Annotated in this window: 16 protein-coding genes and 1 pseudogene; 11 read left to right on the top strand and 6 right to left on the bottom strand. The window is 66.7% G+C overall.

Translation table 11 applies throughout. From position 1 onward, the window contains the following. Positions 1-88 precede the first annotated feature (88 nt). Genes JX001_RS09340 through JX001_RS09330 form a run of 3 tightly spaced genes read left to right on the top strand, consistent with a single transcriptional unit; the run spans position 89 to position 2956 of the window. Complete coding sequence (locus JX001_RS09340) at positions 89-985, top strand: polyprenyl synthetase family protein (RefSeq protein ID WP_205680852.1); 897 nt, start codon at positions 89-91, stop codon at positions 983-985. Next, positions 975-1892, top strand: coding sequence for an ABC transporter ATP-binding protein (locus tag JX001_RS09335; protein WP_205680851.1), 918 nt, complete (start codon positions 975-977; stop codon positions 1890-1892). The genes JX001_RS09340 and JX001_RS09335 overlap by 11 nt, the downstream gene beginning before the upstream one ends. Before the next feature lie 50 nt (positions 1893-1942). After that, the gene (locus JX001_RS09330) at positions 1943-2956 is read left to right on the top strand and encodes an ABC transporter permease (protein WP_205680850.1); all 1014 of its coding nucleotides are present in this window, start codon (positions 1943-1945) and stop codon (positions 2954-2956) included. A 3-nt stretch (positions 2957-2959) separates the two neighbouring features. On the opposite strand, the gene JX001_RS09325 is transcribed toward JX001_RS09330, so the two are convergent. The 3 genes from JX001_RS09325 to crtY are packed head-to-tail and all read right to left on the bottom strand — an operon-like array spanning position 2960 to position 6536. Further along, entirely contained in the window at positions 2960-3892 is a 933-nt protein-coding gene (locus JX001_RS09325; protein ID WP_205680849.1) for a phytoene/squalene synthase family protein, read from the bottom strand. Continuing rightward, on the bottom strand, positions 3889-5370 hold the full coding sequence (locus JX001_RS09320) for a phytoene desaturase (RefSeq protein WP_055754144.1): 1482 nt from the start codon (positions 5368-5370) through the stop codon (positions 3889-3891). The genes JX001_RS09325 and JX001_RS09320 overlap by 4 nt, the downstream gene beginning before the upstream one ends. Then, entirely contained in the window at positions 5370-6536 is a 1167-nt protein-coding gene (gene crtY, locus JX001_RS09315; protein ID WP_205680848.1) for a lycopene beta-cyclase CrtY, read from the bottom strand. The genes JX001_RS09320 and crtY overlap by 1 nt, the downstream gene beginning before the upstream one ends. 80 nt (positions 6537-6616) lie before the next feature. Between crtY and JX001_RS09310 the strand changes: the two genes are divergently transcribed. The 5 genes and pseudogenes from JX001_RS09310 to JX001_RS09290 all read left to right on the top strand — a co-directional run bounded on the left by JX001_RS09310 (position 6617) and on the right by JX001_RS09290 (position 12585). Next, complete coding sequence (locus JX001_RS09310; RefSeq protein WP_241004597.1) at positions 6617-7342, top strand: fatty acid desaturase; 726 nt, start codon at positions 6617-6619, stop codon at positions 7340-7342. Positions 7343-7408: 66 nt separating this feature from the next. Continuing rightward, a pseudogene (locus JX001_RS09305) lies at positions 7409-8186 on the top strand (IS5 family transposase). Positions 8187-8802: 616 nt separating this feature from the next. Beyond that, a complete protein-coding gene (locus tag JX001_RS09300) occupies positions 8803-10668 on the top strand; it encodes a rhamnogalacturonan lyase (protein WP_241004596.1) in 1866 nt (621 codons plus the stop codon). Between the two features lie 170 nt (positions 10669-10838). Beyond that, positions 10839-11360 carry a DUF6250 domain-containing protein gene (locus tag JX001_RS09295; RefSeq protein ID WP_205680847.1) on the top strand — a complete coding sequence of 174 codons (522 nt, stop codon included), beginning with the start codon at positions 10839-10841 and terminating at the stop codon, positions 11358-11360. A 13-nt stretch (positions 11361-11373) separates the two neighbouring features. Further along, a complete protein-coding gene (locus JX001_RS09290) occupies positions 11374-12585 on the top strand; it encodes an SGNH/GDSL hydrolase family protein (RefSeq protein ID WP_205680846.1) in 1212 nt (403 codons plus the stop codon). Between the two features lie 25 nt (positions 12586-12610). Here JX001_RS09290 and lldD read toward each other — a convergent pair whose 3' ends face one another. The 3 genes from lldD to JX001_RS09275 are packed head-to-tail and all read right to left on the bottom strand — an operon-like array spanning position 12611 to position 15346. Further along, positions 12611-13744 (bottom strand): FMN-dependent L-lactate dehydrogenase LldD, encoded by a 1134-nt coding sequence (gene lldD / locus JX001_RS09285; RefSeq protein WP_205680845.1) that lies wholly within the window; start codon positions 13742-13744, stop codon positions 12611-12613. Positions 13745-13753: 9 nt separating this feature from the next. Then, positions 13754-14515, bottom strand: a complete 762-nt coding sequence (gene lra1, locus JX001_RS09280; protein WP_205680844.1) for an L-rhamnose 1-dehydrogenase Lra1 — start codon at positions 14513-14515, stop codon at positions 13754-13756. A gap of 24 nt (positions 14516-14539) precedes the next feature. After that, complete coding sequence (locus tag JX001_RS09275) at positions 14540-15346, bottom strand: IclR family transcriptional regulator (protein WP_205680843.1); 807 nt, start codon at positions 15344-15346, stop codon at positions 14540-14542. A 140-nt stretch (positions 15347-15486) separates the two neighbouring features. On the opposite strand from JX001_RS09275, the gene rhmD reads away from it, so the two are divergent. Genes rhmD through JX001_RS09260 form a run of 3 tightly spaced genes read left to right on the top strand, consistent with a single transcriptional unit; the run spans position 15487 to position 18311 of the window. Next, positions 15487-16683, top strand: a complete 1197-nt coding sequence (gene rhmD / locus JX001_RS09270) for an L-rhamnonate dehydratase (protein WP_205680842.1) — start codon at positions 15487-15489, stop codon at positions 16681-16683. A 30-nt stretch (positions 16684-16713) separates the two neighbouring features. Next, positions 16714-17562 (top strand): 2,4-didehydro-3-deoxy-L-rhamnonate hydrolase, encoded by an 849-nt coding sequence (locus JX001_RS09265; RefSeq protein ID WP_205680841.1) that lies wholly within the window; start codon positions 16714-16716, stop codon positions 17560-17562. Beyond that, positions 17559-18311: an SDR family NAD(P)-dependent oxidoreductase gene (locus tag JX001_RS09260; RefSeq protein WP_205680840.1), complete on the top strand. Its 753-nt coding sequence runs from the start codon at positions 17559-17561 to the stop codon at positions 18309-18311. The genes JX001_RS09265 and JX001_RS09260 overlap by 4 nt, the downstream gene beginning before the upstream one ends. The last annotated feature ends 12 nt before the right edge of the window (positions 18312-18323 follow it).

The following is an 18323-nucleotide window of genomic DNA, read 5'->3' as shown; positions in this document are numbered from 1 at the left end:
TGCATCCGACGCAGTCGTGATGCCGTATGGCATCATAAAGGTTCGGCGCGTGGTCGCAACGCGACGCCGGCGAGTATGGGAGATCTGTATGGCGATCGTCGGCATCCGGCGCCAACCGCCCCTGGCGGACGCATCGTGCGACCCCGACGATCTGCGTCTGCAGGTTCAGGCGCACCTGGCCGAGGTCGCGCCCGCGCATGGCGGCCTGCTGTCCACAGCGGCCCGCGAGGCCTTGCTGGGACAGGGAAAGCGGGTCCGGCCGGTGCTGGCCATGCTGGCGGCGGCGCATGTCGGCGGCGATCCGGAAGACGCCCTGGACTATGCCTGCGCGCTGGAAATGGTTCATGCCGCATCACTGGTTCTGGACGATCTGCCGTGCATGGACGACGCCTCGCTGCGTCGGGGCCAGCCGACCCTGCATCGTCGCCACGGCGAGGATACGGCGGTTCTGGCGGCCGTAGCCCTGCTGAACCAGGCGACGCGTCTGGTGCTACAGACCCCGGCGCCGGCGGAAACGCGTCTGGCTGCCCTGGACCTTTTGACGCAGGCGATCGGATTCGACGGTTTGTCCGAGGGTCAGATGCGCGACCTGCGCGACAACGCGCGGGATCGCGACGAAACCGCCTTGCGCCAGATCAACGATTTGAAAACCGGCGCCCTGTTCGTCGCCACCGTGCACGGCGGCGGTCTGCTCGGCGGCGGCGATGCGCAGGATCTGGCGCGGCTGTCGATCTTCGGCGAGGCGATCGGCTTCGCCTTCCAGCTTTGCGACGATCTGCTGGATGTCTGTTCGACCGTGGACGCCGTCGGCAAGGACGTGGGTCAGGACGACGACACCACCACCTTCGTCGATTTGTGGGGCGAATGCCGGACCCGCGCGGCGGTGCGGCAATCCTTGGCCAAGGCGGTCGAGGCCGTCGGCCATGACAGCCCCCTGGCCCTCTACGTCTTGGACCTATTCCAGCAGGCCGAACTTGGGGTCTGACATCGCGCCGGCCTTGTCGCTGAGCGGGATCGATGCGGGCTACGACGGCCGACCTGTGCTGCGTGACTTCAGCCTGAGCATCGCTGCGGGCGAGGTCTATGCCCTGCTCGGGGCGAATGGCGCGGGCAAGTCCACGGTGGCGCGTGTCGCCTCAGGGCTGCTGCTTGCTCGGCGCGGGCGTGTCGTCCTGGGCGAAGGCGGCGGACCACGCGGGCGCATCGGGCTGGCGCCGCAGGACAGCGCCCTGTTCCCGGCCCTGTCGCCGCGCGAGAACGTCGATGTGACGGCCCGGCTATGCGGCGTGCCCAAGCGTGATCGCAGCGCGGCGGTGAACCGCGCGCTCGACCTGACCGGCTGCGGCCCGCGCGCGGATCAGCCGGTGCGCACCCTGTCGGGCGGCTGGAAGCGGCGCGCCAACCTCAGCGCCGCCCTGGTGGGGCAACCGCGGCTGCTGATCGCCGACGAACCGACGGAAGGGGTGGATGCGGCGACCCGCGGCGTCCTGTCAATCGCACTGCGCGAAACCGCAAAAGCCGGCGCCGGCTGCCTGCTGATCAGTCACGACGCCATCTTCGTCGCCGATACGGCCGACAGGATCGGCGTCCTGGCGCAGGGGCGACTTCTGGCGGAAGGCGCGCCGAACGCCCTGCTTCATCGCGCGTTCGGCTCAGCCCGACTGCTCAGCATTCGCCTGACCCGACCGGCGTCAGACCTTGCCGCCCAATGGTTCGCCCAGGCGGGGCTGAGCGCGTCCGAGGACGGGCTGGAGTGGCGGCGGCTCTGCGAGGACGCGTTAGCAATCGCCCAGATGCTGGCCGCCGTCGTCGATGGCGAGGATGGCGAGGTCGCCGTGCGCCGCCCCGGACTGGACGATCTGGTCGCGCAACTGTCGCAGGCTCCGTCATGATGGCGGTGACGGGTGCCTGGGCGAGAGGGTTTTGGCGCGACCGCGCAGGCGTGATCCTGACTCTGCTGTTGCCGCCCCTGGTCTATCTGCTGTTCGCGGCGATCTTCGGCGCGGGCGCGCGCGGCGACATCGACACGACCGTCGTGCTGCACGAGGCGTCGCGCACGCCCGCGACGGCGGCGATCCGCGAGGCGGTGTCGAAGGAAATGGGCGCGCGCCTTCGCATCGTCGACGATCGCGAGGCCTTCGACCGCGCCGTCATCGACGGTCGCGCCGACGCGGGCATACTGATCCGTCCCTCGACGCTGGGACCGCCGAAGCTGGTGATCGTTTCCGCCGCCGGCCGGGACGTGGCGGCGTCGGCGCTTCAGGCGCGGCTGGAGCCGATGGCCGCCGCCTTGTCGGGGCAGATCGCACGACCCACGCCGCGCGTTCAGACCCTGCAGATCGGGCCTCAGGGTGATGTGCAGGCGACCTATTATGCGGGCGCGGTCAGCGTCATGTTCGTCTTCTTCGCCGCCATGCACGGGGCCATGGGCGGGCTGGACGAGCGACGATCCGGCCTGCAGTCACGCCTGGCCCTGGCGCGCGGCGGCCTTTCGCCCATCCTTGGCGGGCGGGCCGTCTGGCTGACGGCGGTGGGCGTGATGCAGTCGGCGGCGGTCTTCGTCGCCGCCTGGGTCAAGCTGCCCGCCCTGGAGCCTTGGCAGATGGCGGCGGCTGTGATCACCGCGTTGACGGTCGGTTTCTGCGCCGCCGGCCTGGCCCTGGCGCTGACGGCGGCGTGTCGATCGCGCGAACAGGCCCAGCCGCTGACGACCTTCGTGGTGCTGTTGCTGGCGGCGTTGGGCGGGTCGATGGCGCCGCGCTTTTTGATGCCCGAGGCCTTTCGTGAGCTTGGCTGGATCACGCCCCACGCCTGGGCGATCGAGGCCTATCAGGCCGTGATCTGGCGCGGCCAATTCACCCCGACCGTCATCGCCGCCTGGGCGATCATGGCCGGTCTGGGCGCAGGGGGCCTCGCGGTCGCCCTGATGTTGGAGAGGCGGCGCGCCGCCCGTTGATCGTCAGACGTGGGTCCACAACGCCGGGCGCGGCGGCGGCTCGCGCCAAGCGTCCAGCGTCTTGCACCACAGGGCGATCAGACCACCCCGCCCCAGCAGTATCAACTTGCCCGCCTTGTCGACCGACGTCCGTCCGTCCCAGGCGCTCACGCCGGCGCGCGACACATGGCGGCCGATCGAACGATAGACGCCGCGCGCCGTGGCGATGGCCCAAGCCGAACGTGGGTTCAGATCGCGCAAACCCCAGCGCGCCGAGGCGTAGAAGGGCTCGGCCGCCGCCACCAGACGCTGCGCCGTTTTGGCCACGGCGGCGCGGTGCTGGGGCTGATCGACCTGATCGCGCGGGACGCCCGCCTCATCCAGCCAGGCGCCGGGCAGGTAGACGCGCCCCCCCTTCGCATCCTCGACGACGTCGCGGGCGATGTTCGTCAGCTGGAACGCCAGCCCCAGGTCCTGGGCGCGTCGCAGGGTCGGCGCATCTTCCACCCCCATTATCCGCGCCATCATCACCCCGACGACGCCGGCGACGTGATAGGCATAGTCCAGCGTGTCCTCCAGCGTGTCGTAGCGCCGGCCGACCACGTCCATCTCGAACCCGTGCAACAGGTCCATCGCCTCGTCAGCAGGAATGCCATGACGCATGGCCACGCGCTGGAAGGCGGTGAAGACCGGGTCCGTCTGCGGCTCTCCGGCCAGGGCGGCGGCGGTGCGCAGGCGCAGTTCGTCCAGCTTCTCGCCGGCCAGCACCGGATCAATGCCGACCGCGCCGTGGCCCAACACCTGTCCGTCGATCTCGTCGTCGCAGTGCCGGCACCAGGAATACAGCATCCAGGCGTCGTCGCGGATCGCCGCCGGGAACAGGCGCGCGGCGGCGGCGAAGCTCTTGGACCCCTGCTCCATCGACTGGCGGCTGTGATCCAGGACGGCGTCGGTCATGCCGGCTGCCTCGCGTCCTCGATCATCAGGGCGGCGGTGGCCTTGGCCGATCCGACCACGCCCGGCACGCCGGCGCCGGGGTGGGTGCCGGCGCCCACGAAATACAGGTTGGGGATCTGGTCGTCGCGGTTATGCACCCGGAACCAGGCGCTCTGGGTCAGGATAGGCTCCAGCGAGAAGGCCGAACCCTGGTGGGCGTTCAGCTGGTCGCGGAAATCGACCGGCGTGAAGATCCGGCAGGTGTCCAGGTCCGCCGTCAAACCGGGGATGTAGCGTTCTTCCAGATAGGCCAGAATCCGGTCGCGATAGCGCGGCCCCTCGACCTCCCAGTCGATGTCGGCCGAGGCTAGGTGCGGCACCGGCGCCAGCACATAGAAGGCGTCGCAGCCTTCCGGCGCCAGTGACGGATCGGTCCGCGTCGGCGCATGCAGATACAGCGAGAAGTCATCGGGCAGGTCCGGCCCCTTGAAGATTTCGGCGATCAGCTCGCGATAGCGCGGCCCGAACAGCACCGTGTGGTGGCGCACCTCCGGGTGGACGCGTTTCAGGCCGAAATAGATGACGAACAGCGACATGGAGTGACGCCGCGACGCCAGCTTGGCGCCCTCCTTTTGACCGCGCGGTTCCTGACCCAGCAGGCGCTGATAGGTGTGCACCACGTCGGCATTGGAGGCGACCATGTCGAAGGCCAGCGTCTCGCCGTTTACGACCACGCCGGTCGCGCGCCCGTTCGCCATGGTGATGCGCTCGACCGGACTGTTCAGCCGCACTTCCCCGCCCAGATCCTTGAGCAGACGCACCATGGCCTGGATCAGCGCACCAGTACCGCCGCGCGGGAACCACACGCCCCAGCGCCGCTCCAGCGCATGGATCAGGGCATAGATCGACGATGTCGCGAACGGATTGCCGCCGACCAGCAGGGAGTGGAAGCTGAACGCCTGACGCAGATGCTCGTCCTGAATATAGCTGGCGACCTTGTCATAGACCGACCGCCAGGCCTGAAGCCGCATCAGCTCTGGCGCCGCCTTGACCATGCTGGCGAAGTCCAGGAACGGCACGGCCCCCAGCTTCAGATAGCCTTCCTTCAGCAGGTCCTGCGAATAGGCCAGGAACTTGCGATAGCCTTCCTTGTCGGCCGGATTGCGCGCCACGATCTGGCGATCCAGCTCGTCCTGATCGTTGACGTAGTCGAAGACGTCGCCGTCTTCCCAGCACAGCCGATAGAAGGGCGCGACCGGCAGCAGTTCGACATAGTCCGACAGCTTGCGCCCACTGGCCTCGAACAGTTCCTCCAGCGCCGACGGGTCGGTGATGACGGTGGGACCGGCGTCGAAGGTATAGCCCTTGTCCTTGAACACATAGGCCCGGCCGCCCTCCAGATCGCGGGCCTCGAACACCGTGGTCTGAATGCCCGCCGACTGCAGCCGTATGGCCAGCGACAAGCCTCCGAAGCCCGATCCGATGACAGCAGCCCGCATCACGCACGTCCTCTTTCGACCATACAGGTCAGTGCGGCGCCGATCGGCACCGGGGGTTTTCCGCTCAGGATCCGCGCCTTGTCGGCGAGGGTCGATCCCGCAGAGTAGAAGCGTTCGACCAAAGGCTGGGGCAGACAATAAAACCGCTCCAGCACCTTGTATCGCTCATCGGGCCGTGCCGCACGGAATAGCATCCGGTTCAACAACCGATAAAAGCCTCGTCCGGCCCATACGTGATGCGCGTGGCGGCGGATGTCCTCGGCGACCGTCGCCGGCTCGAAATCCCGCGCCAACCGGTCGGCAAGGCGCACGGCGTCCGGCAGGGAATAGCCGGTGGTCGGGTGAAACAGCCCGGCGCGCAGACCGCTGAGCGCCGTCGGCCCCATCCGCGACAAATGCGCGCCGATGTTCCCATCAAGCGCCACGGGCAGGACGCCGTCCTCCTCGCGCAGCACCGTGTCGATCGTCCAGCCCTGCCCGCGCGCATAATCCAGCACGCCCTGACGGAACGCCTCGCGATCCAGCGCATCGCCGTCGGTATAGCGCGTATCCTCGATCAGCAGCGTACGATTATCGAACGGCAGGGTGTAGAGAAACCGATAGCCCCCGGCCTGATCGACGCAGGCGTCCATGACGATGGGGGTGGTCAGACCGTGCGGCGCCGCCAGCCGCACCTCCAGCCCGACGAACTTCTGAAAACCCAGCGCCAGATCCGGCGTCGCGGTCGGCCCGCGCCCATCGATCACCGCCTTGGCGCTCAGACGCCGTCCATCAGTCAGCACCGCTTCGGTCGGCGACACCGAAGCGACCGGCGCACCCAGTATGACCCTTCCGGGCAAAGCCGCCTCGACCACCGCCGCGAACCGTTCGGCCGTGACGCTGCAATAGGGGGTCGACAGCGCGCGCTCGAACTGGGGAAAACGGACGCTGTATCCTGGCCAGCGATGCACGACCAAGGGCGCGATCCAGTCGCGCTGCGCCTGCGTCAGGTCGCTGTCGAAGAAGGACCAGGTGTGGACCCCGCCCAGGGTCTGCGCCGCCTCGACGATTCGCAAGTCCAGATCGGGCCGCAGCTGCGACAGCCGCAGCGCCAGCAGGCCATTGGCCAGGCCGCCGCCGACCAGCAAAAGGTCCGGCGCGGAAGTGTCAGAGGCGTCGACCTGCATTCCAGACAGGTGGCACGCGACGACGCATGCGGCAAGCGAACAGGATGCTTAGCGGACCGCGATGCGCTAAGTGTCGCGCCATGTCCGCCGTCACGCCAATGTCACGGGTCGTCCCGAACCAGGCCCTGATCGGTCTGACGCTGGCTGGCCTGATCGCGGCGGCCTGGCTGAGCCTGCATGTCTACGGCGTCTATTTTCATCGCTGGACGATCTGGAGCGTCCTGACCGTTCCGCTGATCGTCGCCGTTCAGACCTGGCTGTCCGTGGGCCTGTTCATCGTCGCCCACGACGCCATGCACGGCTCGCTGGCGCCGGGACGCCCACGGCTGAACAAGGCGATCGGCAGCCTGGCGCTGGCCCTCTACGCCGGTTTTCGGTTCGCGCCGTTGAAGACAGCACACCACGCCCATCACGCGGGCCCCGGCACGGCGGACGACCCCGACTTTCACGCCGACGCCCCCCGCGCCTTCCTGCCGTGGTTCTACGGTTTTTTCCGCACCTATTTCGGCTGGCGAGAATTGGCCGTTCTGACGGTGCTCGTGGCCGTCGCTGTGCTGATCCTCGGCGCCCGCATGCCCAATCTTCTGGTCTTCTGGGCTGCGCCCGCCCTGCTCTCAGCGCTACAGCTGTTCACCTTCGGAACCTGGCTGCCTCACAGGCATACGGACGAAGCCTTCCCCGACCACCACAACGCCCGCACCAGCCCCTTCGGCCCGGTCCTGTCGTTGCTGACTTGCTTCCACTTCGGCCGTCACCACGAACATCATCTGACCCCTTGGAAGCCCTGGTGGAGCCTGTTCAGCTAGGCTCCGTACTCAATCAGCTTGCTTTGGAATGCGAAGGCTGATTCCAAGATTCCGGAGGTGCTCCGGATGTCGAAGTCGAAGTCGGTTTACTGGTTGTCGGATGTGGAGTGGGCGGCGATCGAGCCGCATCTGCCGAGAGGCCGTAGCGGCGCGCGGCGTGTAGATGATCGCCGGGTGATCAGCGGGATCGTCCACATGCTGCGGTCGGGCGCCCGATGGCGGGACTGTCCGACCGATTACGGGCCGTACACGACGGTATACAACCGCTTCAATCGCTGGAGCCGACAGGGCGTTTAGAGCGAGGTCTTCTACGCCTGACCGGCAAGAGCGACGTGTTCACTGGCGCGATAGACGCCACCTACGTGAAAGCCCACCGCTCGGCGGCGGGCGCAAAAGGGGGGCCTTCGAAAACGCCATCGGAGCCTCCCGGGGCGGTCGGACGACGAAGATTCACGCCCTGACCGACGACCTGGGCCGGCCCCGAGCCCTGGTTCTGACGGCTGGGAACACCCATGACCTCGTCGGAGCTGCGGCGTTGCTCAGGATTGTGCCGACGCCTCGCAAGCTCCTGGCCGACCGCGCCTACGACGCCCGCAAGTTGCGCGACTGGCTCGCCGAACGAGGCTGCGAACCCGTCATCCCGCCCAACCCGACGCGCAAACATCCCCACACCTAGGACCCCGTTGCCTATCGGAGCCGCAACGCCGTCGAACGGATGTTCTGCCGCATCAAGGACTTCCGGCGCATCGCAACCCGATACGACAAACGGGCCGACAACTTCCTGTCCGCCGTGCTTATCGCCGCCGCCGTCACTTGGTGGATGCCGATTGAGTCCGGAGCCTAGGGCGCTCGAGCGCGAAGCACAGCGTGGGTCACATTATCTTGGCGCAGCCCCCCTCAAATGCCGCCTGTCCCTTACGTCGATAGGCAGCCAAGCTATTCAGCTCTCCTTTCGCTTCAGCCTAGTCCTACGCGGCTCGACGAATAGACGGCGGTGCCACACATCGTAGCTGCCGAAACCTGCGCTGCTGGACGATCAACTTTGCGGGGCAAGTCGCCGATCAACCGAAGAGCTTTCACGCCTTTCTATCTCTTGCGCCCCAGAATGTCGTCAGTTGTTCAAGCGATAGACGCCAACCTTGCGCTTTCTCGTCATTCAAAGCGCCGTAGGAAGCGCCCATGAAAACTCAACGAGATCTAGTCAGTCCAAGCCGAGCCGACCTGGGTTGGCGACCCCACCTAAGTTCTTGCGCAAGTCTGCGACTTGCGTCTCGCACCTACCAAAACGGAAGGCCTCCACGTCCTCGCACTCCGGCAAACATTGCCTGAAGGCGCAGCTGCTTGGCATATTTGGGATAATATCCTACAAAATGGGCCATCGGCGCTGGGAGGCGGTTTTGGCTCGTTTTAGCATGGCGCCACCACGCGGATTTTTGGTCTGCTCGGGCGCGATTTTCGTCATGGCCTCTGGGTTCGCCAACGCCGAGTTGCCGCGTCCGGAGCGGCTGGATCGGTCCGTGGTGGCTACGCTGAATTCCGGCAGAGGCATGTTGGTGCAGTGGCGGCTTATGGAGACGGACTCTTCAGACGCCCGCTTCGACGTGTTCAAGAATGGCGTGAGAGTCGCCCGGACAGGCGCAGGGGAAGCGACGAACTGGCACGACGTGACCGGAGATCTGCGGGCGCGCTATGCCGTGCGCCGCGTGGGCGACCCAAATGCGTCGGACGCGCTGAACCTACCTTCCGGCTATCTCACAATCCCGCTGGATCGCCCCGATGGCGGCGTTACGCCCGACGGGGTGACCTATGAATATGAGGCCAACGACGGGACGGTCGGCGATCTGGATGGCGACGGGCGCTACGAAATCATCCTGAAATGGCAGCCGACCAACGCCAAGGACAACGCCTTCGCCGGCTTCACCGGCCCCACGCTGATCGACGCCTATACGCTGGATGGACGGCGGCTGTGGCGCATCGACTTGGGCCGCAACATTCGTTCGGGCGCCCACTACACCCAGATGGTCGTGCAGGACTTCGACGGCGATGGACGGGCCGAGGTCGCACTGAAAACCGCGGACGGCACGATCGACGGCGCCGGTCGGGTGATCGGCGACGCCAAAGCCGACTGGCGCGAAGACGGCGGCGAAATCCCCAGCCATGACCGCACGGGCGCCGAGCGCAAACCGGACGGAAGCCTGGCGGCCGGTCTGGTCGGCCGCATCCTGTCTGGGCCGGAGTTCATAACCGTCTTCGACGGCCGCACCGGCGCGGCCTTGGCCAGCGCGCCCTATGTCCCCTCGCGCGGTCGGACGGGGGATCAAGCGACATCGGAAGAGATGGCGGCCCTCTGGGGCGACGGCTATGGCAATCGGTCCGAGCGGTATCTGGGCGGCGCCGCCTATCTGGACGGGCGTCTGCCCAGCATCGTCATGGCGCGCGGCTATTACGGGCGCACTGTGGTCGCCGCCTGGGACTGGCGCGACGGACGGCTGGGCCAGCGTTGGGTGTTCGACAGCGACACAGCGCCCGAAGGCTACGCCGGTCAGGGCAATCACCAGTTCAGCGTCGCCGACGTGGACGGCGACGGCCGCCAGGAAATCATTTACGGCGCGATGGCGCTGAACGACGACGGAACGGCGCTGTGGACCACGCGGCTGGGTCACGGCGACGCCATGCACGTCGGCGACCTGGACCCGACCCGGCCGGGGCTCGAGAAGTTCGGGGTGCATGAAAACGTCGTCGGCAATGGCGGCATCGGGTCGGCTATGGTCGACGCCCGCACCGGCGAAGTCCTGTGGCTCACGCCCGGACAGCAGGATGTCGGGCGCGGCGTCGCCATCGACATCGATCCCCGCTATCCGGGGGCCGAGGTCTGGGCGTCGAACAGCAACGACCTGTATTCGGCGGACGGCCGGGTCATCTCTCCCACCCGCCCGCAGCAGATGAACTTCGGCATCTGGTGGGACGGCGACGCCTTGCGCGAACTGCTGGACGGCACGCGGATCTTCAAATGGGACTGGGAAAACCAGCGGTCCGTCCCCCTTCTGAGCGCCGAGGGCGCTGCCTCCAACAACGGCACCAAGGCCAATCCGGTTCTGGTCGCCGACATCCTGGGCGACTGGCGTGAAGAGGTGATCTGGCGCACGGCCGATAACTCGGCGCTGCGCATCTATGTGACCCCGCATCCGACCGCCATCCGCCACGTCACTCTGATGCACGATGCGCAATATCGGTCACAGGTGTCGGGGCAGAACTCGGCCTATAACCAGCCCTCGCACCCCAGTTTCGCGTTCGAGACAGCTCAGCCTGCGGAAAGCGGGCATTGAGCGCGAATAGACGCGGAGTTCTGCTCGGAGCCGCCGGTCTGGCCGGATGCGCTGCCCTGCCCCGGTCCGGCCCAATGTGTCTTTACGCCGACGATTTTCGTCACGGCCTGGACCAATGGCTGGTTGAGTTAGAACAGGTACAGGGAACGGTGAGCGCCGCCGACGGAGTAATGACCTTCGACGTGCCCAAGGGAGCCACCGCCTGGTTCCGGCGCGAACTAACCTCGCCGGTCGAAATCCGTTTCACGGCTGAAGCCGTATCGAGCGGCGGTGCATATGACCGGGTCAGCGACCTGAACTGCTTCTGGATGGCCGACGACCCACGCAGTCCCGGCGATCTGATCGCCCGGCCGCGTTCGGGCGCCTTCGCCGACTATGACACGCTGCGGACCTACTATGTCGGGCTTGGCGGCAATTCGAACACCTCCTCGCGTTTTCGTCGCTATGTCGGCAATGGAGAACGACCGCTGCTGCCCCAGCACGATCTGTCGGCGGCGGGCGATCTGATCGTGGCCAATCGCCCCTACCGCATCCGCCTGATCGCCGATGGAAGCCGCATCGAATACTGGCGCGATGACAGGCGCATGTTCGCCCTGGACGACCCGGCCCCCTATCGGCGCGGCTGGTTCGGGCTGCGCACCACCTGGAATCATATGACCGTCCGAGACTTCTCGGTCTGGACCGTCGCCTAGTCCGAGGAAGCCGATGAAGAAGCACGCCCTGATCCTGACGCTGGCCCTGGCCGCCTTGGCGCAGACGGGCTTGGCGCCCTGCGCCAATGCCGAAGCCCATTGGGCGAGAAGCTGGAACGCCTCGCCCTTGGGCGCCGCGCCCGACCGCGGCCCGCCGACGCTGAAGGACGTCACCGTGCGCCAGGTGGTCCGCGTCAGCGCGGGCGGCGAACGGTTCCGCCTGCGACTGACCAATGAATACGGCCCGACCGCCGCTCGGATCGGACGGGTGCGGATCGTGCAACTGGCCGCCGATGGAAAGCCCGTGCCCGGCACGGCGCGCGACCTGACCTTCGATGGATCGGCGGGCGCCGTGCTGGCGCCGGATGCGCCCCTGCTCAGCGATCCGGTCGATCTGGCCCTGCCCGCGCTCAGCCGCCTGTCGATCAGCCTTTATCTGCCGGACGAGATAGCCGAGCCGACCATCCACCTGCTGGGCCTCTCGTCAGCCTGGATCGCGCCGGGCGACCAGACGGCGGCGGCCGAACTGACGGACCCGGTGCTGGTCACTCAGCGCGTCCTGATCTCGGGCATAGACGTGGAGCGTGCCGAGCCGACGCGGGTCATCGTCACCCTGGGCGACTCCATCACAGACGGCGCTAACGGCACGCGCGACGCCGACCGACGCTGGCCCGACCTACTGGCGGCCCGGCTTCAGGCCGCCGGTTTGACCTCAGTCGCGGTGGCCAACGCAGGGATTTCCGGCAACCGCATCCTGAAGCCCAAGCCCGGTTTGGGTGCGGCGGCGTTGGCGCGTTTCGACCGCGACGTTCTGGCTGTGCCCGGTGTGACCGATGTGATCGTTCTGGAAGGCGTCAACGACTTCGGCATGGGCTGGCGCGATCATGATCCGCAGCCGCCGACCCCGGCCGATCTGATCGCGGGCTACCGCCAGATGATCGTTCGCGCCCATGCCGCCGGCCTGAAAATCAGGCTGGCGACCATCCTGCCCTACAAGGACGCGAACTACTGGTCCGACCAGGGCGAGGCGACCCGCCAAGCCGTCAACGCCTGGATCCGTTCAAACACAGAGGCGGACGGCGTCGTCGACTTCGACGCCGTGATGCGCGACCCGGCCGAGCCGCTGAAACTGGCCGCCGCCTATGACAGCGGCGACCATCTTCACCCCAATGATGCAGGCTTCCGCGCCATGGCCGACGCCATCGACCTGACGCCCTATCGCTGAGAAACGGCTGGCGGTCTGACGCGGGTCAGATCGCCAGCATCTCGCGGGTCATGCTCGCGACCGACTTGGCGCCGGTCAGGGTCATGGCGACGCGCATTTCCTTTTCAAACAGATCCAGCAGGTTTTCGACGCCCGCCTGACCGTTCGCCGCCAGCGCATAGATGAAGGCCCGGCCCAGCAGCACAGCGTCGGCGCCCAGGGCGATGGCGCGGACAACGTCCAGCCCGTTGCGGATGCCGGAATCCACCAGAATCTTCAGCTCGCCCTTCACCGCGTCGGCGATGGCGGGCAGGGCGCGGGCCGACGACAGCACCCCATCCAACTGACGCCCGCCGTGGTTCGACACCACGATGCCGTCTGCGCCGAAGCTGACGGCGTCACGAGCGTCATCAGCGTCAAGTATGCCCTTGATGATCATTGGGCCCTCCCAGAAGTCGCGGATCCATTGCAGGTCCTTCCACGAAATCGAGGGATCGAAATTATTGGCCAGCCAACCGATGTAGTCAGCGAGCCCCGTCGGCTTGCCCAGATAGGCCGAGACATTGCCGAGGTCGTGCGGCGTGCCGCGCACCCCGACGTCCCAGGCCCAGGCCGGATGGGTCATCGCCTGGACCATCCGGCGGATTTCGGCGTTGGGGCCGCTCATGCCCGAATGGGCGTCGCGATAGCGGGCGCCGGGCGTCGGCATATCGACGGTAAAGACCAGGGTCTTCACCCCTGCCGCCCTGGCCCGCTCCAGCGCATTCTTCATGAAGCCCCGGTCGCGCAGCACATACAGCTGGAACCACATGGGTCGGTCGATGGCCGGCGCGACCTCCTCGATCGGGCAGACAGATACAGTCGACATCGTGAACGGCACGCCGCGCGAGGCCGCCGCCTTGGCCGCCTGGACCTCGCCCCTGCGCGCATACATCCCCGTCAGGCCGACCGGCCCCAGGATGATGGGCAGGCGCAGGGTCTCGTCGAACAGCTTGGTCTCAAGGCAGAGGCTGGTCATGTCCTGCAGTACGCGCTGACGCAGGGCGATGGACTGCCAGTCCTCGACATTGCGACGCAGGGTCTGCTCGGCATAGGCGCCGCCATCGATGTAGTGGAACAGGAAGGGCGGCAGCTTGCGCCGCGCGGATTCCCGATAATCGCTCGGCGACGAAATGATCACGAGCCAGTCCTACTGGAAGTTTGCGAAAGCGCCGCCGTCGACCAAGAGGGCCGCACCGGACATATAGCCCGCCATATCCGAGGCCAGGAAGGCGACGACCGAGGCGATGTCCTCAGGCCGGCCCAGACGGCCCAGAGGAATGCGACCTTCCATATATTCGCGCTTCTGGGGATCGGCGAGATCGTCCTTGTTGATGTCGGTGGCGATCGTGCCGGGCAGGACCGAGTTGCAGCGGATGCCGTGGCGGCCTAGGGCGACGGCGCAGGACTGCATCAGGCTGTGCACCCCCGCCTTGGTCGGCGTGTAATGGGTCTGCATCTCACCGCCGACGAGCGCCGAGATCGAGCTGATGGCGACAACAGCGCCGCCGTCTCCCTGCTTCACCATCTGATTGGCCGCCGCCTGAACCATGAAATAGGCGCCGTGCAGGTTGACCTCCATCGTCCGGCGCAGGGTCTCGACCGGCATGTCGAGGAAGGCGTGAAAAGGACAGATGCCGGCGTTCGAGACGAAGACGTCTACCCGGCCCAGCGCCTGAACGGCGGCGGCGACGAAGGCTGCGGCGCTCTCGGACTGGGCCACGTCGCCGTCGACGGCGATGGCCCGGCGGCCCAGCGCCTCGATCTCGGCGATCACATCGGCGGCGGCGGCCCCGTCCCGGAACGTATTGAGGGCGACATCGGCCCCCTGGCGCGCGGCCTCGATCGCCGTCGCCCGCCCGATGCCCCGCGATGCGCCCGTGATTAGGACGACCTTGTTCTCAAGCAGCATGGGGGCTCCGGCGATGGTTCGGTTTCAGGATTTGGGCGACCAGCCCAGGTCGGCGCTGATCGCGTTGGCGGCCTCGGTCACGGTCTTGGTCAGTTCGGTCATCCGGGCGTCCGACATATATTGCGCGGCGGAAGACACGCTGAGCGCGGCGACGATCTGGCCGTTCACCGAACGGATCGGCGCGGCGACGCAACGGATCTGGTCTTCGTTCTCTTCCAGGTCGAAGGCGTAACCCTTCTGGGCGTAGCCATGCATCCGCTCCAGCCAGACGGCGCGGGCGGATGAGTCATAGGTGGCGCCCGGCTCGGCGTAGAAGTCGATCCAGTCCGCCTCGGTCTTGTCCAGGATCAACGCCTTGCCCAGGCCGGTCGAGGCGATCGGATGACGTTCGCCCAGGCGCGAGCCGATGTTGATCCGCCTGCGCCCCGCCACCTTGTCCAGATACAGCGCATGACGCCCGTCCAGCACGCCCAAGTGGACCGTATCGTCGGTCTGAGCCGACAGTTGTTCCAACCAGGGCCGCGCGACGCGCGGCAAATGCATCTGCTGGCTGGCCGCATGGCCTAGCTCCAGCAGTTTGGGGCCGAGCGAGTAGCCCTCGCGCGGGCGGAAGGACAGCAGCCGCCGCTCGACCAGGGCCGAGGCCAGACGATGGGTCGTGCTGCGCGTCAGTTCCAGCTTTTCAGACAATTCGGCCAGCGGCAGTGAGCCGTCGATCAGGGCCTCGATAACGTCCAGACCCCGCAACAGGGTCTGGCTGCCGGACGCCTTGGCGCCGACCTCTTCATCCCCATCGACCTGTGCGGTCTTGATTGACGGCGTTCGTCCCATTTCGTAATCCTCATTCTCAGAATGTAGCAAAACGCACAAGTCGCTCCGTTACACGGACCTGACTTTGACGCTCCGCACGGAGGAACGCCAGTGAAATCCCGCATTATGGGAGCAAATCACCAATCCTTGGTGATGACGCGATGAGCCGCCTTCCCCGCATCAAACACGTTCGCGCCTTCGTCGTGAAGAACGACGGCACGGGCGGCGGCGCCGACTACCACGATCAGGGCGATGGCCACTGGATCGACGACCACATCGCCACGCCCATGGCGAAATACCCCGAGTACCGCCAAAGCCGCCGCAGCTTCGGCATCAATGTGCTGGGCACCCTGGTCGTCGAGATCGAGGCCGAGAACGGCGTGGTCGGATTTGCGGTGACGACCGGCGGCGAACCCGCCGCCTATATCGTCGAGAAACACCTGGCCCGCTTCCTCGAAGGCCGCGATCCGTCCGAGGTCGAGAAGATCTGGGACCAGATGTATTTCTCAACCCAGTATTATGGCCGCAAGGGGTTGGTCGTGAACGCCATCTCCGGCGTCGATCTGGCGCTGTGGGACCTGCTGGGCCGCCTGCGTCAGGAGCCGGTTTTCGCCATGCTGGGCGGGGCGGTGCGCGACGAACTGATCTTCTACGCCACCGGCGCGCGGCCGGACAAAGCCAAGGAACTGGGCTTCATCGGCGGCAAGATGCCCCTGCACCACGGCCCGGCCGAGGGCGAAGAAGGCCTGCACAAGACCATCGCTGAACTCGAAGCCATGCGGAACGCCTGCGGCGACGACTTCTGGCTGATGTTCGACTGCTGGATGGCGCTGGATCTGAACTACGCCACGCGGCTGGCCCACGAGGCCCACAAACTGGGTCTGAAGTGGATAGAGGAGGCGCTCAGCCCCGACGACTACTGGGGCTATCAGGCGCTGAAGAAGAACGCCCCCAAGGGAATGCTGGTCACGACCGGCGAGCATGAGGCCACCCGTTGGGGCTTTCGCATGCTCTTGGAGATGGAATGCTGCGACATCATCCAGCCGGACGTGGGCTGGTGCGGCGGCGTCACCGAACTGCAGAAGATTTCAGCCCTGGCCGACGCCAAGGGCGTGCTGATGATCCCGCACGGCTCATCGGTCTACTCCTACCACTTCGTGGTGACCCGCCATAACAGCCCGTTCGCCGAGTTCCTGATGATGGCCCCCGGCGCCGACGAGGTCGTGCCGATGTTCCATCCGCAACTGATCGGCGAACCCGTCCCCGTAAACGGCCGCCTGAAGGTTCCAGATACCCCCGGCTTCGGCGTCGAGCTGAACCGCGACATCGCCCTGCATCGCCCGTACGCGCGCCCCTAACTTCGCCAAGACGAAAGCTCCTCCGACACTATGAAACTGCTGCGTTACGGCCCCAAGGGCCAGGAAAAGCCGGGCACGCTCGACGCCGAGGGGCGCATCCGCGACCTGTCTGGCTTTATCGCCGACATCACGCCAGACCAACTGCATGGCCCCGCGCTTGAGACACTGAAGGCCATCGACCCGACCACCCTGCCCCTGGTCGAGGGCCAGCCCCGCTATGGCGTGCCGATCAATGGCGTGCGCAAATTCCTGGCCATCGGCCTGAACTTCGCCGATCACGCGGCGGAATCGAACCTGCCGATCCCGGCCGAGCCGGTGCTGTTCACCAAGGCCATCACCTGTCTGAATGGGCCGAACGACGACGTGGTCATCCCACGCGGCTCGGAGAAGACCGACTGGGAGGTCGAGCTGGGCATCGTCATCGGCAAGCCCGCCTCCTACGTCACCCAGGCCGAGGCCCTGGATCACGTCGCCGGCTATGTCCTGATCAACGACGTGTCCGAGCGCGCCTATCAGACCGAGCGCGGCGGCACCTGGGACAAGGGCAAGGGCTGCGACACCTTCGGCCCCGTCGGCCCCTGGCTGGTCACCACTGACGAGGTCGGCGACGTGCAGAACCTGGACATGTGGCTGGATCTGAACGGCAAGCGGATGCAGACCGGCAATACCAAAACCATGATCTTCGGCGTCGCCGAGATCGTCTCCTATCTGTCGGAATTCATGACGCTGGAGCCCGGCGATCTGATCACCACCGGCACCCCGCCCGGCGTGGGTCTGGGCCAGAAGCCGCCGCTCTACCTGAAGGCTGGCGACACAGTGCGTCTGGGCATCCAGAAGCTGGGTGAACAGGGTCAGACCTTTGTGGAGTGGACCCGATGAGCGCCTATCAGGGCCGTTTCGCGGGCCGCACCGCCGTCGTCACCGGCGGCGCCTCGGGCCTAGGCAAGGCTGCCGCCGCCCGCATCGTCGCCGAGGGCGGCAAGGTCGTGCTGTGGGACCTCAACGCCGAGGCGCTGACGGCCGCCGCCGCCGAGGTCAGGGCCGCCCATGTGATCGCCCTGGACGTCGCCGACCCTGACGCCGTCGCCGCCGCCGCCCAGGCCTCGGCCCAGGCGCTGGAAGGCCGCATCGACATCCTGGTCGCCTCGGCCGGCATCACCGGCGCCACCGTGCCGGTGCAGGACTTTCCCGTCGACAGTTGGAAGCGCGTGGTCGACATCAATCTGAACGGCGTCTTCTACTGCTGCCGCGCCGTCGTGCCCTTCATGCTGGCCAACGGCTATGGCCGCATCGTCAATGTGGCTTCGGTCGCGGGCAAGGAGGGCAACCCCAACGCCTCCGCCTATTCCGCCTCCAAGGCCGGGGTGATCGGCTTCACCAAGTCGCTGGGCAAGGAACTGGCCGGCAAGGGCGTCGTCGCCAACAGCCTGACCCCCGCCACCTTCGAAAGCCCCATCCTGGAGCAACTGCCCCAGAGCCAAGTCGACTACATGCGTTCCAAGATCCCCATGGGCCGCCTCGGCGAGGTCGACGAAAGCGCCGCCATGGTCTGCTTCATGGCCTCCGAGGAATGCAGCTTCACCACCGCCTCGACGTTCGACACGTCGGGCGGACGCACCACCTACTAGGCAGGTGGCGAC

Origin of the sequence: Brevundimonas fontaquae, assembly GCF_017086445.1 — a bacterium.
Classification (GTDB): Bacteria; Pseudomonadota; Alphaproteobacteria; order Caulobacterales; family Caulobacteraceae; genus Brevundimonas; species Brevundimonas fontaquae.
Note: the sequence above shows the minus strand (reverse complement) of the source record. Positions and strands in the feature narration are given on the sequence as shown.

What these genes read in the sequence shown, in the direction of transcription:
- JX001_RS09320 (WP_055754144.1), bottom strand. Translation starts at nt 5,370, where the DNA reads ATGCGGGCTGCTGTCATCGGATCGGGCTTCGGAGGCTTGTCGCTGGCC.
- lra1 (WP_205680844.1), bottom strand. Translation starts at nt 14,515, where the DNA reads ATGCTGCTTGAGAACAAGGTCGTCCTAATCACGGGCGCATCGCGGGGC.
- JX001_RS09295 (WP_205680847.1), top strand. Translation starts at nt 10,839, where the DNA reads ATGACCTTCGACGTGCCCAAGGGAGCCACCGCCTGGTTCCGGCGCGAA.
- JX001_RS09310 (WP_241004597.1), top strand. Translation starts at nt 6,617, where the DNA reads ATGTCCGCCGTCACGCCAATGTCACGGGTCGTCCCGAACCAGGCCCTG.
- JX001_RS09265 (WP_205680841.1), top strand. Translation starts at nt 16,714, where the DNA reads ATGAAACTGCTGCGTTACGGCCCCAAGGGCCAGGAAAAGCCGGGCACG.
- JX001_RS09325 (WP_205680849.1), bottom strand. Translation starts at nt 3,892, where the DNA reads ATGACCGACGCCGTCCTGGATCACAGCCGCCAGTCGATGGAGCAGGGG.
- JX001_RS09275 (WP_205680843.1), bottom strand. Translation starts at nt 15,346, where the DNA reads ATGGGACGAACGCCGTCAATCAAGACCGCACAGGTCGATGGGGATGAA.
- JX001_RS09290 (WP_205680846.1), top strand. Translation starts at nt 11,374, where the DNA reads ATGAAGAAGCACGCCCTGATCCTGACGCTGGCCCTGGCCGCCTTGGCG.
- rhmD (WP_205680842.1), top strand. Translation starts at nt 15,487, where the DNA reads ATGAGCCGCCTTCCCCGCATCAAACACGTTCGCGCCTTCGTCGTGAAG.
- JX001_RS09260 (WP_205680840.1), top strand. Translation starts at nt 17,559, where the DNA reads ATGAGCGCCTATCAGGGCCGTTTCGCGGGCCGCACCGCCGTCGTCACC.
- crtY (WP_205680848.1), bottom strand. Translation starts at nt 6,536, where the DNA reads ATGCAGGTCGACGCCTCTGACACTTCCGCGCCGGACCTTTTGCTGGTC.
- JX001_RS09340 (WP_205680852.1), top strand. Translation starts at nt 89, where the DNA reads ATGGCGATCGTCGGCATCCGGCGCCAACCGCCCCTGGCGGACGCATCG.
- JX001_RS09300 (WP_241004596.1), top strand. Translation starts at nt 8,803, where the DNA reads ATGGCCTCTGGGTTCGCCAACGCCGAGTTGCCGCGTCCGGAGCGGCTG.